This window comes from Streptomyces umbrinus (assembly GCF_030817415.1).
GTDB lineage: Bacteria > Actinomycetota > Actinomycetes > Streptomycetales > Streptomycetaceae > Streptomyces > Streptomyces umbrinus_A.
Genome location: NZ_JAUSZI010000002.1, coordinates 8805750 through 8820654, shown reverse-complemented (window position 1 = coordinate 8820654; position 14905 = coordinate 8805750). Strand labels below are relative to the sequence as shown.

Annotated in this window: 14 protein-coding genes; 6 read left to right on the top strand and 8 right to left on the bottom strand. The window is 69.6% G+C overall.

Translation table 11 applies throughout. The annotated features are described in order from the left end of the window. Positions 1-3: 3 nt before the first annotated feature. The 4 genes from QF035_RS38925 to QF035_RS38910 form a co-directional block, all read right to left on the bottom strand. A complete protein-coding gene (locus QF035_RS38925) occupies positions 4-333 on the bottom strand; it encodes a non-heme iron oxygenase ferredoxin subunit (RefSeq protein ID WP_055610943.1) in 330 nt (109 codons plus the stop codon). After that, on the bottom strand, positions 333-1517 hold the full coding sequence (gene sufD / locus QF035_RS38920) for a Fe-S cluster assembly protein SufD (RefSeq protein WP_307525777.1): 1185 nt from the start codon (positions 1515-1517) through the stop codon (positions 333-335). The genes QF035_RS38925 and sufD overlap by 1 nt, the downstream gene beginning before the upstream one ends. 80 nt (positions 1518-1597) lie before the next feature. Continuing rightward, positions 1598-3022 (bottom strand): Fe-S cluster assembly protein SufB, encoded by a 1425-nt coding sequence (sufB, locus tag QF035_RS38915; protein WP_055610941.1) that lies wholly within the window; start codon positions 3020-3022, stop codon positions 1598-1600. Continuing rightward, positions 3019-3750 (bottom strand): helix-turn-helix transcriptional regulator, encoded by a 732-nt coding sequence (locus QF035_RS38910; protein WP_307525775.1) that lies wholly within the window; start codon positions 3748-3750, stop codon positions 3019-3021. Before QF035_RS38910 ends, sufB begins: the two co-directional genes overlap by 4 nt. Positions 3751-3910: 160 nt before the next feature. Here QF035_RS38910 and QF035_RS38905 point away from each other — a divergent pair, with 160 nt between their 5' ends. The 4 genes from QF035_RS38905 (at position 3911) to QF035_RS38890 (ending at position 7614) form a co-directional block, all read left to right on the top strand. Then, on the top strand, positions 3911-4750 hold the full coding sequence (locus tag QF035_RS38905) for an aminoglycoside N(3)-acetyltransferase (RefSeq protein WP_307525774.1): 840 nt from the start codon (positions 3911-3913) through the stop codon (positions 4748-4750). Positions 4751-4818: 68 nt separating this feature from the next. Beyond that, positions 4819-5742: an ABC transporter ATP-binding protein gene (locus QF035_RS38900; protein ID WP_307525772.1), complete on the top strand. Its 924-nt coding sequence runs from the start codon at positions 4819-4821 to the stop codon at positions 5740-5742. Beyond that, a complete protein-coding gene (locus QF035_RS38895; protein WP_307525770.1) occupies positions 5739-6539 on the top strand; it encodes an ABC transporter permease in 801 nt (266 codons plus the stop codon). Before QF035_RS38900 ends, QF035_RS38895 begins: the two co-directional genes overlap by 4 nt. A 67-nt stretch (positions 6540-6606) precedes the next feature. Further along, on the top strand, positions 6607-7614 hold the full coding sequence (locus tag QF035_RS38890) for a COX15/CtaA family protein (RefSeq protein WP_055610936.1): 1008 nt from the start codon (positions 6607-6609) through the stop codon (positions 7612-7614). Between the two features lie 48 nt (positions 7615-7662). Here QF035_RS38890 and QF035_RS38885 read toward each other — a convergent pair whose 3' ends face one another. From QF035_RS38885 to QF035_RS38870, 4 genes are all read right to left on the bottom strand, one after another. Then, the gene (locus QF035_RS38885) at positions 7663-8412 is read right to left on the bottom strand and encodes a nucleotidyltransferase domain-containing protein (protein ID WP_307525767.1); all 750 of its coding nucleotides are present in this window, start codon (positions 8410-8412) and stop codon (positions 7663-7665) included. A gap of 64 nt (positions 8413-8476) precedes the next feature. Further along, positions 8477-9583, bottom strand: coding sequence for an amidohydrolase family protein (locus QF035_RS38880; RefSeq protein ID WP_307525765.1), 1107 nt, complete (start codon positions 9581-9583; stop codon positions 8477-8479). A gap of 234 nt (positions 9584-9817) precedes the next feature. Next, positions 9818-10174 carry a hypothetical protein gene (locus QF035_RS38875; RefSeq protein ID WP_307525763.1) on the bottom strand — a complete coding sequence of 119 codons (357 nt, stop codon included), beginning with the start codon at positions 10172-10174 and terminating at the stop codon, positions 9818-9820. 167 nt (positions 10175-10341) lie between these two features. Then, positions 10342-11307, bottom strand: a complete 966-nt coding sequence (locus tag QF035_RS38870) for a heme o synthase (protein ID WP_307531746.1) — start codon at positions 11305-11307, stop codon at positions 10342-10344. A 355-nt stretch (positions 11308-11662) separates the two neighbouring features. Here QF035_RS38870 and tkt point away from each other — a divergent pair, with 355 nt between their 5' ends. After that, positions 11663-13750: a transketolase gene (tkt, locus tag QF035_RS38865; protein WP_307525762.1), complete on the top strand. Its 2088-nt coding sequence runs from the start codon at positions 11663-11665 to the stop codon at positions 13748-13750. 34 nt (positions 13751-13784) lie between these two features. Continuing rightward, complete coding sequence (tal, locus tag QF035_RS38860; RefSeq protein ID WP_307525760.1) at positions 13785-14903, top strand: transaldolase; 1119 nt, start codon at positions 13785-13787, stop codon at positions 14901-14903. The last annotated feature ends 2 nt before the right edge of the window (positions 14904-14905 follow it).

The following is a 14905-nucleotide window of genomic DNA, read 5'->3' as shown; positions in this document are numbered from 1 at the left end:
TCCTCAGGACTCCTGGGTGAGGGAGACGAGCACGTCGTCCCCTTCGATCTTTACGGGGTATACGGGGACGGGGCGCGTCGCGGGCAGGCCGGACGGTTTGCCGGTGCGGAGGTCGAACGCGGAGCCGTGCAGCCAGCACTCGATCTGACAGTCCTCCACCTCGCCCTCGGAGAGCGAGACGTTCGCGTGCGAGCAGATGTCGTTGATCGCGAACACCTCCCCCTCGGTCTTCACGACCGAGACCGGCGTGCCGTCGAGCTCCACCCTCTTGGGGGTGTCGTCCTCCAGCTCGCCCAGCCCACAGGCGCGTACGAACGTCGACGAGGCAGTCATCAGAGCGACGCCTCCAGCTCCTCGTCGATCCTGGCGAGAAGGCGCTCCTGGATGTCGGCGACGCGGATCTGCTGGACCAGCTCGGCGAAGAAGCCGCGGACCACCAGACGGCGGGCCTCGTCGGCCGGGATGCCGCGGGCCATCAGGTAGAAGAGCTGCTCGTCGTCGAAGCGGCCGGTCGCCGAGGCGTGTCCGGCGCCGACGATCTCGCCGGTCTCGATCTCCAGGTTCGGCACGGAGTCGACACGGGCGCCGTCGGTCAGAACCAGGTTCCGGTTCATCTCGTAGGTGTCCGTGCCCTCGGCCGTGGCCTCGATGAGGACGTCGCCGATCCACACCGCGTGGGCACCGTCGCCCTGGAGCGCTCCCTTGTAGGCGACGTTCGACTTGCAGTGCGGGGCGTTGTGGTCGACCAGGAGGCGGTGCTCCTGGTGCTGGCCGGCGTCCGTGAAGTACAGGCCGAAGAGCTCGGCCTCGCCGCCGGTGCCGGCGTAGGCGACCCGCGGGTGGAGGCGTACGAGGTCGCCGCCGAAGGTGACCACGAAGGACTTGAAGGTGGCGTCCCGGCCGATCAGCGCGTTGTGCTGGCCGACGTGGACGGCCTTGTCGTCCCAGTCCTGGACGGAGACGACGGTCAGCTTGGCGCCGTCACCGAGGACGTAGTCGACGTTGGCGGCGAGCACGGCGTCACCGGTGTGGTCGATGACGACGACGGCCTCGGCGAAGGCTTCGAGCTCCACGACCTGGTGGCCGTAGGCGACGCCGCCCTCGCCGTGCACGGCGATGCGGATCGGCTCGGTGAGGACCGTCTCCTTGGGGACGGTGATCACGCCGGCCTGCTCGAAGGCCGAGTACGCCTGGGCGGCGACGCGGTCCACCGGGGTGCCCGCCCTGCCGAGCCGGGCGTCGTCACGGCCGACGGTCTCGACCGTGACGCCCTCGGGCGCGTCGATGGCGACCTTCACGCCGACGCCGGTCGCGACCGCGGTGCCGTCGTGCAGCCCGCGCAGGCGCTCCAGCGGGGTGAACCGCCACTCCTCCTCGCGGCCGTGGGGGACCGGGAAGTCCGCCACGTCGAAGGACGGGGGCGCGCTCATGCGCGTGGCGACGGTCGACTCGGCGGCCACCGCGATCGATCCGGCGGTGGTGGAGGACCCCACCGTGGAGTTCTGAGCCTCAGCCATGGCTGTCGTAGTGCTCGCTTTCTATTACGATCCTCGGCTCGCCCGGAAGACGCGCCGCCTGCTGCCTGAACGCGGGTGCGTCAGCCGACCGCGCCTTCCATCTGCAGCTCGATCAGCCGGTTGAGCTCAAGGGCGTACTCCATGGGGAGCTCCTTCGCGATGGGCTCGACGAAGCCGCGCACGATCATCGCCATCGCCTCGAACTCGGTCATGCCCCGGCTCATCAGGTAGAAGAGCTGGTCGTCGCTGACCTTGGAGACGGTGGCCTCGTGGCCCATGGACACGTCGTCCTCGCGGACGTCCACGTACGGGTACGTGTCGGAGCGGGAGATGGTGTCGACGAGCAGCGCGTCACAGAGCACGTTCGACTTGGAGCCGTGGGCGCCCTCGCCGATCTCGACGAGACCGCGGTAGGACGTACGGCCGCCACCGCGCGCCACGGACTTCGAGACGATGTTGGAGGAGGTGTTCGGCGCCATGTGGACCATCTTGGAGCCGGCGTCCTGGTGCTGGCCCTCGCCCGCGAAGGCGATGGACAGGGTCTCGCCCTTGGCGTGCTCGCCCATCAGGTAGACGGCCGGGTACTTCATGGTGACCTTGGAGCCGATGTTGCCGTCGACCCACTCCATGGTCGCGCCCTCGTAGGCCACGGCGCGCTTGGTGACCAGGTTGTAGACGTTGTTCGACCAGTTCTGGATGGTCGTGTAGCGGCAGCGGCCGCCCTTCTTCACGATGATCTCGACGACCGCGGAGTGCAGCGAGTCCGACTTGTAGATCGGGGCCGTGCAGCCCTCGACGTAGTGCACGTAGGCACCCTCGTCGACGATGATCAGGGTCCGCTCGAACTGGCCCATGTTCTCCGTGTTGATACGGAAGTAGGCCTGGAGCGGGATCTCGACGTGCACGCCCTTCGGCACGTAGATGAAGGAGCCGCCGGACCACACCGCGGAGTTCAGCGACGCGAACTTGTTGTCGCCGACCGGGATGACGGTGCCGAAGTACTCCTTGAAGAGCTCCGGGTGCTCCTTCAGCGCCGTGTCGGTGTCCATGAAGATGACACCCTGCGCCTCAAGCTCCTCGTTGATCTGGTGGTAGACGACCTCGGACTCGTACTGGGCCGCGACACCGGCGACGAGGCGCTGCTTCTCCGCCTCGGGGATGCCGAGCTTGTCGTACGTGCTCTTGATGTCCTCGGGCAGGTCCTCCCAGGACTGCGCCTGCTTCTCCGTGGAGCGCACGAAGTACTTGATGTTGTCGAAGTCGATGCCCGAGAGGTCGGAGCCCCAGTTCGGCATGGGCTTCTTGTCGAACAGGCGCAGGCCCTTGAGACGGAGCTTGGTCATCCACTCCGGCTCGCTCTTCTTCGCGGAGATGTCCCGGACGACGTCCTCGTTGATGCCGCGCTTGGCAGAGGCACCGGCCACGTCGGAGTCGGCCCAGCCGTATTCGTACGTACCCAGACCCTCGAGCTCGGGGTGGGCAGTCTCCTCAATGGGGAGCGTCATGCGGGGTTCCTCCCGGCGGTACTTGCAGATGCGTCATGGCCGTGAAAATCGTTCTTGGAAATCTTTGGGATGAACGTGGTGCAGACACCGTCGCCGTGGGCGATGGTGGCCAGCCGCTGGACATGTGTGCCGAGCAGCTGGGAGAAGATCTCTGTCTCCGCCTCGCAGAGTTGCGGGAACTGTTCGGCGACATGGGCGACCGGGCAGTGATGCTGGCAGAGCTGCTCGCCGACCGGTGCGCTGCGCGCCGTAGCAGCGTACCCGTCCCCGCTCAGGGCCTTGGCCAGGGCTTCGGCACGCTTTTCGGGGGCGGCGGCCTCGACGGCCTTGCGGTACGTGTCGGCCTGGGCCGCCATCCGGGCGCGGGCGAAGGCCACGACGGCCTCGTCCCCGCCCTCGCGCTCCGCGATCCAGCGCAGGGCGTCGGCGGCGAGCTTGTCGTAGGACTGGTCGAAGGCGTCCCGGCCGCAGTCGGTCAGGGCGAACACCTTGGCGGGCCGCCCGCGCGTACGAGCGCCGTAGACCCGCTGCTCGCGGGCCTCCACGACGTCGTCGGAGACGAGCGCGTCGAGGTGTCGTCGCACGGCGGCCTGGGTGAGGCCCAGCCGCCCCGCGAGGTCGGTCACGGTCGACGGGCCGTGGTCCAGGATGGACCGCGCGACGCGGTTGCGCGTGGAGCGCTCACCGGTCGCGAGTTCCTCCTGCGGGGCCTCGCCAACGTTTTTCACAACGCCATTGTTGCGTAATTCCTCAGAGACTGACAAGCCGCGTCCACGCCACCAGGGGTGCGGTGCGTCACTTAGGTAAACCTAACCTGACCTGCGGGAATGATCTTTGATCGATCAATTCGGTGGCAGGGGGCAGGGTTGTCGGGGAGACTCCCGAACCATGCCGACACCCCCTCCGACCGGCCCTCTCGTCACCCGAGCCACCCTCGCGGCGGACCTGCGCGCGCTCGGTGTACGCCCCGGCGAGACCCTCCTCGCGCACTCGTCGCTCCGCTCCCTCGGATGGGTCAACGGCGGCGCGGTCGCAGTCGTCGAAGCACTGCTCGACGCGCTCGGTCCGGACGGCACACTCGTGGTCCCCACCCAGTCCGGCGGCCTCTCCGACCCGGCCCTGTGGACCAGCCCGCCCGTCCCCGAGGCCTGGTGGGAGACGATCCGCGCCACGATGCCGGGGTACGACCCGCTCATCACGCCCACACGAGGGGTGGGCGTGATCCCGGAGACCGTACGCACCTGGCCGGGCGCCCTGCGCAGCGCGCACCCGCAGACCTCGTTCGCGGCGATCGGACCGCGCGCGGCGAAGATCGTCGAGGATCACGCCCCGGACTGCCGCCTCGGCGAGCACAGCCCGCTGGCCCGCCTGGAGACCATGGACGCCCGCGTCCTGCTGCTCGGCGCGGGCTACGACTCCTGCACCGGCTTCCACCTCGCCGAATACCGGATCCCGTCCCCGCGTGTCGAGGTGGGGAGGCCGGTCCGTACGCCCGAAGGTTCCCGCTGGGAGGTCGTGACGGAGGTCTCGATCAGCTCGGAGCGGTTCGACGAACTGGGCGCCGACTTCGAACGGGACCGTACCGTCGTACGGGGGCTGGTGGGCGCGGCCGACACCCGGCTGTTCCCCGTGGCCGACGCGGTGGCGTACGCGGAGCGGTGGCTGGAGACACACCGTTCGCGCGAGGAGTGGGTCACCGACGACGCGCCCGCCTCACGCCGCTCGTGACTCGACCCGCCCTCTGTGCCCCGCTCGGCCGTCCCTAGACTTGGCGCTCATGCGAAGTGAGGCCGCCCATGCGAAGTGAGACCGTCGTCCAGGTCGACGGCCTGGTGAAGCGGTACGGCAGGAAAACCGCGGTGGACGGCCTGGATCTGGTGGCCCGGGCGGGCATCACCGCCGTCCTCGGGCCCAACGGCGCCGGCAAGACGACCACCGTCGAGACCTGCGAGGGGTACCGCAGGCCGGACTCCGGAACGGTCCGGGTGCTGGGCCTCGACCCGGTGCGCGAGGCCTCCGCGCTGCGCCCCCGCATCGGCGTGATGCTCCAGTCCGGCGGTGTCTACTCCGGCGCCCGCGCCGACGAGATGCTCCGCCACGTGGCCAGGCTGCACGCGCACCCGCTGGACGTGGACGCGCTCATGGAGCGCCTGGGCCTCGGCAGCTGCGGCCGCACGACGTACCGGCGACTCTCCGGCGGCCAGCAGCAGCGCCTCGCGCTCGCCATGGCCGTGGTCGGCCGCCCCGAACTGGTCTTCCTGGACGAGCCGACCGCGGGTCTCGACCCGCAGGCCCGCCGGGCCACCTGGGATCTCGTACGCGATCTGCGCGCCGACGGTGTCTCGGTCATCCTCACCACGCACTACATGGACGAGGCCGAGCAGCTCGCCGACGACGTGGCGATCATCGACGCGGGCCGGGTCATGGCGAAGGGCACCCCCGAGGAGCTGTGCCGCGGCGGCGCCGAGAACACCCTGCGCTTCTCCGGCCGCCCCGGCCTCGACGTGGCCTCCCTCCTCAAGGCCCTCCCGGCGGACTGCACGGCGGCCGAGCTGACGCCGGGCTCGTACCGCGTGGGCGGCAAGGTCGACCCGCAGCTCCTCGCGACCGTCACCACCTGGTGCGCCCAGCACGGGGTGATGCCGGAGAAGATCTCGGTGGAACGGCACACCCTGGAGGACGTCTTCTTGGAGCTCACCGGTAAGGAGCTGCGCGGATGACCGCGGGAACGGACGCCCGGACCACGGGCGAGGGCACGGGCACGTACGCGCCGAGGCCGGGAGCCGCCCCGCTCCCCCGCATGATCGCGACGCAGGCGGCGCTGGAGACGAAGATGCTGCTGCGCAACGGCGAGCAGCTGCTCCTGACGGTGATCATCCCGACACTGCTGCTGGTGCTGTTCAGCGCGGTGGACATCGTCGACACGGGCGAGGGAAAGGCGGTCGACTTCCTCACGCCCGGCATTCTCGCGCTCGCCGTGATGTCGACGGCGTTCACGGGTCAGGCGATCGCCACGGGCTTCGAGCGGCGGTACGGGGTGCTGAAGCGGCTCGCCGCCTCGCCGCTGCCCCGCTGGGGGCTGATGACGGCCAAGACCCTCTCCGTCCTGGTCACCGAGGTCCTCCAGGTGCTCCTCGTGACGGTGATCGCCCTGGCGCTCGGCTGGTCGCCTGAGGGCAACCCGCTCGCCGTGCTGCTCCTCCTGGTCCTGGGCACGGCGGCGTTCTCTGGCCTCGGTCTGCTGATGGCGGGCACGCTGAAGGCGGAGGCCACGCTGGCCGCCGCGAACCTGGTCTTCCTGCTGCTGCTCGTGGGCGGCGGGGTCGTCGTCCCGCTGGACAAGTTCCCGGACACGGCCCAGGACCTGCTCGGACTGCTGCCGATCTCGGCCCTGTCGGAGGGCCTGCGGGACGTGCTCCAGCACGGGGCCGGGATGCCGTGGGGGAACCTCGGGATCCTCGCCGTATGGGCGGTCGTGGGCCTCGCGGCCGCCGGGAAGTTCTTCCGCTGGGCGTGATCGGACGATGACACCGGACCGGCGAGGGGAGGGGGCTCGTGAAAGCGTGCACAAGCGGCCCCCTACGATGGAGCCCGTGCCGAACGTGACCCGAGCCGATGCCGCCCAAGCCGTGCGCAACCCGCTCGCCTTCATCGCCGAACGCTGGACTCCGTCGCCCAGGACGGTCCAGCGCGCCGCCCTCGCCGCGCTCGTCATGGCGGTACTGATCGTGGTGACCGGAGGCGCGGTCCGGCTGACCGGCTCGGGTCTCGGCTGCCCGACCTGGCCCAAGTGCACCGACGACTCGCTCACCACCACGAGCGCGATGGGCGTGCACGGTGTGATCGAGTTCGGCAACCGCATGCTGACGTACGTCCTGTGTGCCGCGGTCGGCTGGGCGATCATCGCCGCGCGCTCGCAGAAGCCCTACCGGCGCAGCCTCACGCGGCTCGGCTGGGCGCAGTTCTGGGTCGTCATGGGCAACGCGGTCCTCGGCGGCGTCGTCGTCCTGGTGGGCCTCAACCCGTACACGGTGGCCGCCCACTTCCTGCTCTCCACCGCCCTGATCGCCGTCGCCACGGTGATGTGGCAGCGCACCCGCGAGGGCGACGACGCCCCGCGCCCGCTGGTCGGCAAGCCGGTGCAGCAGATGGCGTGGATCCTCGTCGCCGTCACCGTCCTGCTGATCGCGGTGGGTACGGTCGTCACCGGCGCGGGCCCGCACGCGGGCGACTCAAGCGAGGTCGAGCGCATCCCGCTGAACTGGGAGAACGTCACCAAGCTGCATGCCGTGCTGGCCTGGATCGTGGTGACGATGACCTTCGCCCTGTGGTTCGTCCTGAGGGCCGTCGACGCGCCCAAGGGGCCCCTGCACCGCACCCGGGACCTCTTCCTGGTGCTCCTCGCCCAGGGCGGCATCGGGTACGTCCAGTACTTCACCGATCTTCCGGAGGTCCTGGTCGGCCTCCACATGTTCGGCTCCTGCCTGGTGTGGATCGCCACGCTCCGCGTCCTGCTGGCGCTGCGGGAACGGCCGGAGGTCGTGGCGGATCTGCCCGCCCAGTCGACGCAGTCGTCCCTCACGCGCGCGTGAGGGACGCGCAGGTCACATGAGTCGCGCGTCACGTGAGGCACGCGCAGGTCATTCGTACGCCGCCACCAGGCTGTCGATCGCCGGGCCGAGGTAGCCGCGGGTCAGCTCCGCCCTGCGGGCCGTCCACTCCTGGAGCGGTGCCCCGGGCTCCTCGTACCGCCGCCGCCTGACGTCCGCGACCAGCTCGGCGGGCGCGCCGAGACCGGGCAGCAGGTCGAGTGCCTCGCGCTTGGTGATCAGCCGCCCGTCCTTCAGCGTGACCGTGGCACGGGCGTAGGTGACGAGCCCCAGATCCACCCAGACGTCCTGCGTCCAGTTGTCGGCCCGGTCCACCTGCCGTCGCCAGAAGTCCCGCTGGTCCCGTACGACGAACTCGGCCAGCTCGTCGTCCGCCACCGGCGGAAGCAGACTCCCGGGCGGCTCCCCCTCCAGGACCAGCCCGAAGGTGTGCAGCTCGCGCCGGGTCACCGGTGTGACCGTCCGTTTGAAGAGCTGCTGGTGCGCCCACGTGAGGTGCTGCCGCTCGGCGCCGTCGACCGTGTCGCGCGTCAGGTAACTGCAGTGCAGCTTGGCCACGAGCGGTTCGGCACGCAGGCGGGCGTGCAGCCGGGCCACCTTCCAGAGCGTCCTCGCCCTGATCGGGCCGTCCAGGACCACGATCAGATCCAGGTCGCTGATGCCCTCCCGGTAGTCGCCCCCGCCGAGCGAGCCGTGCGCCCACACGGCAGCGGGAGCCAGATCGCGCAGTTCGGTGCTGAAACGGTCGAGGAGCCGGTCGGTCGCGTCGCTGCGTGTCATACGCACAGTCTGTACAGCCCGCTCCACCCCGTACACCCGTCTCACTCCACCCCGTACACCCGTCTCACTCCACCCCGTACACCCGTCGTGCGTTCCCCGCCGCGATCAGCCCCGCCACCCGCTGCGCGTCGGACAGCGACCAGGCGCCCTCGGCCACCCAGGTGCCGAGCACCTTGGCGAGCGCCTCGCGGAAGAGACGTGCTCCGACCACATGAAGCTCGGGCAGACCATGTGCGCCGCTGGAGAAGAGGAGCTTGCCGAAGGGGGCGAGCTCCAGGATCTCGGAGAGGACGGCCGACGCGCGGGCCCCGGTACGGACGAGGGCGGCGCCCAGATCGGCGTACACATGCGGGAAGACCCCGGCGAGATGTGCCGCGTGGCGGTGGTACGGGTAGCCGTGCAGCAGGACCAGGTCCGTGCCGAGGCCGGCCGTCGCGCGGGCGAAGTCGGTGAGCAGGACCGGGTCGTTGCGGTCGATGCGCAGGCCGGGCTCACCGAGCCCCGCGTGCAGTTGGAGCGGCAGGCCGGAGGCGACCGCGATCCACAGGAGATGTCTGAGCAGCACCGGATCGCTCAGTTCGCCGCCCACCCGGCGCCCGGCCAGCCACCGCCCCGCCGCACCGCGCACCTCTCCCGGCCCGGGCGGTTCGGGCGCGAGCACCAGCCCGTGGCGTAAGCCCGCCACCGAGGTGAAGGCCACGGCGTTCGCGGCCGCCCCGTGCACCGACTCGGCGAGGTTGGCGAGGAACGACTCGACGGTTCCGGAGGTGTCGGCGACCTGCTCGGCGAGCGGCTCCAGACGGACGATCTCGTGGGCGCGCGCGGCTCCCGTGGAGGCCATCTCACCGGGCCCCGTCAGATCGCCCGGCAGACCGGTGTCGACCAGATAGGTCGTGATCCCGCTCCCCCGCAGCAGCCTGCGCCCCGCCTCCAGGACGCCGAGTTCCCGGCGTCGGGCGAGGTAGCGGGCGGGCGGACAGTGGGGTTCGAGCCCCAGCAGGGGCGGACACCAGCGGCGTACGGCGAAACCGGTCTGCGTGTCGAAGAACGTGGTCCCGGCCGCGGGCGGGCCCTCGCCCCGGGCGAGGTGGGCCTCGAAGGTGCCGAGACCCAGCTCCGTCCGCAGCACGCCGTGGCAGTACTGATCCACCAGCGACGGCGTTTCGATCATCCGGACTCCCCGCGAATGGGCCCTGCCTTTATTAAAGGGCCTAACGGGTGAACCGGGTGTCAGGTGTTGGGCGGCCACACCCCGTGCGAAGCGCTCCGCGGGTTTTGCGGGGTGGGTGGGGTGGGGTGCGGGTCCGTGTGCAGCTGCGGGCCGGATGTGGCTGATCGCGCAGTTCCCCGCGCCCCTGAAGGGGCACGGGCCAGTCGTCGCTGAGGCGCGCCCCTGAAGGCCCGGTCAGTCGTTGCTGGGGCCGCCGAGTTGGATGCCTGCCATGCGGGTCCACTCGTACGGGCCTGTTTTGACCTTGTTCGCGAACTCGCCGTCGAAGTCGTCGTGGGTGGTGATGCCGGACTTCTTCACGGCCTGTTCCGCGATGGCGAAGGTGGGAGCCACGAGGTCGCCCCAGCCGCCGTCCTCGCCGACGAGGACGATCCGGGCGCCCTTCTGGCCGATGTACGCGATCTGTCCCTCGGCGCCGCCGTGGGCCTGCGCGAAGGAAGAGATCTGCTTGGCGAGCTTCGCCGCCCGGCGCTCGGCCTTGGCGTCCTGCTTGGCGCCGGCGCCCTCGTCAACCTGCTGGGTGTCTGCCATGCCCAGGATGCTACCGACGGGTAGATCATTCGGCGACGCCCGGACCGAGTGGCCTTGCCCACGCACCCGGGCCGGCCATGGTGCACCTCAGGGGCGCGGGGAACTGCGCGACCAGCCACGGCCGGCCCGCAGCCGCCTACGCACGCCCACGACCCCCTGTCGGAGCGTCACCTCAAGAACGGGTCCACCGCCACAGCCACGAACAGCAGCGACACGTAAGTGATGGACCAGTGGAAGAGCCGCATCTCCTTCAGCTTGGCGCCTACGGCGCCGTCCTTCGCGCGGGTCTGCAGCCCGTGGGCCTCCCAGAGCCAGAAGCCGCCGGTCACGAGGGCGACGACCGTGTAGAACCAGCCCGTGTAGCCGAGCGGCGTCAGGAGGAGGGAGACGGCGACCATGGCCCAGCTGTAGAGGACGATCTGCCGCGCGACGACCTTGTTGGAGGCGATGACGGGCAGCATCGGAACGCCCACGCGCGCGTAGTCCGCCTTGACCTTCATGGAGAGCGGCCAGTAGTGCGGCGGCGTCCAGAAGAACATGACAAGGAAGAGGATGATCGGCGCCCACGACATGGAGTTCGTGACGGACGACCAGCCGATGAGTACTGGAAGGCAGCCGGCGATACCGCCCCACACGATGTTCTGCGAGGTACGGCGTTTGAGGATCATCGTGTAGACGACGACGTAGAAGAGGAGCGCTCCGAGCGACAGCCAGGCGGACAGCCAGTTGACGGCGAATCCGAACAGCAGCGTCGAGACGATCGCGAGCGTGATGCCGAAGGCGAGGCACTCGCGTGGGCTGACCATGCCGGTGACCAGTGGACGCTGTGCGGTGCGCTCCATGAGCGCGTCGATGTCACGGTCGATGTACATGTTCAGGGCGTTGGCGCCGCCCGCGGAGAGGTAGCCGCCGACGCAAGTGAGGAGCACCAGCTTCAGATCGGGCACGCCCTGCTGCGCGAGGAACATCACCGGAACGGTGGTGATCAGCAGCAGCTCGATGATCCGCGGCTTGGTGAGAGCGACGAACGCCTTGACCCGAGCCCAGAACGGCCGGTGGTTCGTGCCCCGCTTCGCGCCCTGACTCGCCCCGAGCACACCCGCAGGACGGGATTCAACGGCCGTCACGCACACCCCTGACAGAGACATTTCAGCGAGTTCCGGGTGTGAACTCCCGGTAAAGGCTCGCGCGTACCACGCCACTGTAGACGTTGCCCAGACCCCGGCCTTCGCGGGGGTCGGGTCGTGTTGAAAGGCCTCCGCGCAGGACTGATCGGCATTGCGTTGAGCAGTCGGATGAGCGGCTCCGTATTCACTTGCCGAACACGGAACGCGCCGGTCGGGAGGCGGATGAGGGAGAGTCCCGGCAGTCTGGAATGACTCGAAAAAATGCGCGTTCCTACGGGGGTAGGCTCGACAGCGAGCCGGTGGGCGCGACGTGCACCGGCATTCGACATGTGGAACATGTGGAGAGGAGCCCTGACCCAGGGTGAGCACCAAGCCGACCACAACAGACCTCGAGTGGACCGAATTGGACCAGCGGGCCGTCGACACCGCCCGCATCCTGGCCGCCGACGCCGTACAGAAGGTCGGCAACGGCCATCCGGGTACGGCGATGAGCCTGGCGCCCGCCGCCTACACCCTCTTCCAGAAGGTGATGCGGCACGACCCGGCGGACCCCGACTGGACCGGCCGCGACCGCTTCGTACTGTCAGCCGGTCATTCGTCCCTGACCCTCTACACCCAGCTCTACCTGGCCGGCTTCGGTCTGGAGCTGGACGACCTGAAGTCCTTCAGGACGTGGGGCTCCCGCACCCCGGGCCACCCGGAGTACGGACACACCCCCGGCGTGGAGACCACCACCGGCCCCCTCGGCCAGGGTGTCGCCAACGCGGTGGGCATGGCCATGGCCGCCCGCTACGAGCGCGGTCTGTTCGACCCGGAGGCGGCCCCCGGCGCCTCCCCGTTCGACCACTTCATCTACGCGATCGCCGGTGACGGCTGCCTCCAGGAGGGCATCTCTGCGGAGGCGTCCTCCATGGCCGGCCACCAGCAGCTCGGCAACCTGGTCCTGCTGTGGGACGACAACCACATCTCGATCGAGGGCGACACCGAGACGGCGGTCTCCGAGGACACGGTCAAGCGGTACGAGGCGTACGGCTGGCACGTGCAGCGCGTGGCCCCGAAGCCGGACGGCGACCTCGACCCGCACGCCCTCTACGACGCGATCGAGGCCGCGAAGCTGGTGACCGACAAGCCGTCGTTCATCGCGATGCGCTCGATCATCGCCTGGCCGGCTCCGAACGCGCAGAACACCGAGGCCGCGCACGGCTCGGCGCTCGGCGACGACGAGGTCGCGGCCACCAAGCGGGTGCTGGGCTTCGACCCGGAGAAGGCCTTCGAGGTCTCGGACGAGGTCATCACCCACACGCGCGCGCTGGGCGAGCGCGGCCGTCAGGCCAAGGCGGAGTGGGAGAAGTCGTTCCAGGAGTGGCGTAACAGCAACGCCGAGCGTGCCGCCGAGTTCGACCGCATCGCCGCGACCGAGCTGCCCACCGGCTGGGAGGAGAAGCTCCCGGTCTTCGAGGCGGGCAAGAGCGTCGCCACACGTGCGGCCTCCGGCAAGGTGCTCCAGGCGCTCGGCGCGGTCATCCCCGAGCTGTGGGGCGGCTCGGCCGACCTGGCGGGCTCCAACAACACGACGATCGACAAGACCTCGTCGTTCCTCCCTGCGGACAACCCGCTGCCGGAGGCGAACCCGTACGGTCGCACGATCCACTTCGGTATCCGCGAGCACTCGATGGCCGCGGAGATGAACGGCATCGCGCTGCACGGCAACACCCGTATCTACGGCGGCACCTTCCTGGTGTTCTCCGACTACATGCGCAACGCGGTGCGCCTGTCCGCGCTGATGCACCTGCCGGTGACGTACGTGTGGACCCACGACTCCATCGGTCTCGGCGAGGACGGTCCGACGCACCAGCCGGTCGAGCACCTCGCCTCCCTGCGCGCCATTCCGGGCCTCAACGTCGTCCGTCCGGCGGACGCCAACGAGACCGCGATCGCCTGGCGCGAGATCCTCAGGCGTTACACCAAGGTCTTCGGCAAGGGCGCCCCGCACGGCCTCGCGCTGACCCGTCAGGGCGTACCGACGTACGAGGCCAACGAGGATGCGGCGAAGGGTGGTTACGTGCTCTTCGAGGCGTCCACCGGGACCCCGGAGGTCGTTCTCGTCGCGACCGGTTCCGAGGTGCACGTGGCCGTCGACGCACGTGAGCAGCTGGAGGCCGCGGGCACCCCGACCAGGGTCGTGTCCATGCCCTCCGTGGAGTGGTTCGAGGAGCAGGACCAGGGGTACCGGGACAGCGTCCTGCCGCCGAGCGTGAAGGCACGGGTCGCGGTCGAGGCCGGTATCGGTCTCACCTGGCACAAGTACGTGGGGGATGCCGGCCGCATCGTTTCCCTGGAGCACTTCGGTGCTTCGGCCGACGGCAAGGTGCTCTTCCAGGAGTTCGGGTTCACTGCCGAGAACGTCGCGAACGTCGCCCGGGAATCGATCGCCGCAGCCCAGCGCTGACGCTGACATACGACACGTAGGAGATGCATTTTCCATGACAGACGCACTGAAGCGCCTCTCCGAGGAAGGCGTCGCGATCTGGCTGGACGACCTGTCGCGCAAGCGGATCACGTCCGGCAACCTCGCCGAGCTGATCGACCAGCAGCACGTCGTGGGCGTCACCACCAACCCGTCGATCTTCCAGAAGGCGATCAGCGGCGGTGACGGTTACGAGCAGCAGCTCAGTGACCTCGCCGCCCGCAAGGTCACCGTCGAAGAGGCCATCCGCATGATCACGACGGCGGACGTCCGTGACGCCGCCGACATCCTGCGCCCGGTCTACGACTCCACGCAGGGCCAGGACGGCCGGGTCTCCATCGAGGTCGACCCGCGCCTCGCGCACAACACCAAGGCGACCGTCGCCGAGGCCAAGCAGCTCGCCTGGCTCGTCGACCGCCCCAACACCCTCATCAAGATCCCGGCGACCAAGGCGGGCCTGCCCGCGATCACCGAGACGATCGGCCGGGGCATCAGCGTCAACGTCACGCTGATCTTCTCGCTGGAGCGCTACCGCGAGGTCATGGACGCCTACCTCGCGGGCCTGGAGAAGGCCAAGGCCGCCGGGATCGACCTGTCCGGCATCCACTCCGTGGCGTCGTTCTTCGTGTCCCGCGTGGACACCGAGATCGACAAGCGGCTCGACGCCCTCGGCACCCCCGAGGCGAAGGCCGCCCGCGGCAAGGCGGGTCTCGCCAACGCGCGACTGGCCTACGAGGCGTACGAGGAGGTCTTCTCCTCCGACCGCTGGGCCGCCCTCGACAAGGCGCAGGCCAACAAGCAGCGTCCGCTGTGGGCCTCGACCGGCGTCAAGGACAAGGCCTACAAGGACACCCTGTACGTCGACGACCTGGTCGCGCCGAACACGGTGAACACCATGCCGGAGGCGACCCTGGCCGCCGCCGAGGACCACGGCAAGATCACCGGCAACACCATCGCCGGTATGTACGAGCAGTCCCGTGCCGAGCTCGACGCGGTCGAGAAGCTCGGGATCTCGTACGACGACGTGGTCCAGCTCCTGGAGGACGAGGGCGTCGAGAAGTTCGAGGCGTCCTGGAACGACCTGCTCAAGTCGACCGAGGCAGAGCTCGCGCGCCTCGCCCCCTCGGAGGGCTGAAA

What these genes read in the sequence shown, in the direction of transcription:
- QF035_RS38900 (WP_307525772.1), top strand. Translation starts at nt 4,819, where the DNA reads ATGCGAAGTGAGACCGTCGTCCAGGTCGACGGCCTGGTGAAGCGGTAC.
- QF035_RS38905 (WP_307525774.1), top strand. Translation starts at nt 3,911, where the DNA reads ATGCCGACACCCCCTCCGACCGGCCCTCTCGTCACCCGAGCCACCCTC.
- sufD (WP_307525777.1), bottom strand. Translation starts at nt 1,517, where the DNA reads ATGGCTGAGGCTCAGAACTCCACGGTGGGGTCCTCCACCACCGCCGGA.
- tal (WP_307525760.1), top strand. Translation starts at nt 13,785, where the DNA reads ATGACAGACGCACTGAAGCGCCTCTCCGAGGAAGGCGTCGCGATCTGG.
- QF035_RS38925 (WP_055610943.1), bottom strand. Translation starts at nt 333, where the DNA reads ATGACTGCCTCGTCGACGTTCGTACGCGCCTGTGGGCTGGGCGAGCTG.
- QF035_RS38875 (WP_307525763.1), bottom strand. Translation starts at nt 10,174, where the DNA reads ATGGCAGACACCCAGCAGGTTGACGAGGGCGCCGGCGCCAAGCAGGAC.
- QF035_RS38895 (WP_307525770.1), top strand. Translation starts at nt 5,739, where the DNA reads ATGACCGCGGGAACGGACGCCCGGACCACGGGCGAGGGCACGGGCACG.
- QF035_RS38885 (WP_307525767.1), bottom strand. Translation starts at nt 8,412, where the DNA reads ATGACACGCAGCGACGCGACCGACCGGCTCCTCGACCGTTTCAGCACC.
- QF035_RS38890 (WP_055610936.1), top strand. Translation starts at nt 6,607, where the DNA reads ATGGAGCCCGTGCCGAACGTGACCCGAGCCGATGCCGCCCAAGCCGTG.
- QF035_RS38880 (WP_307525765.1), bottom strand. Translation starts at nt 9,583, where the DNA reads ATGATCGAAACGCCGTCGCTGGTGGATCAGTACTGCCACGGCGTGCTG.
- sufB (WP_055610941.1), bottom strand. Translation starts at nt 3,022, where the DNA reads ATGACGCTCCCCATTGAGGAGACTGCCCACCCCGAGCTCGAGGGTCTG.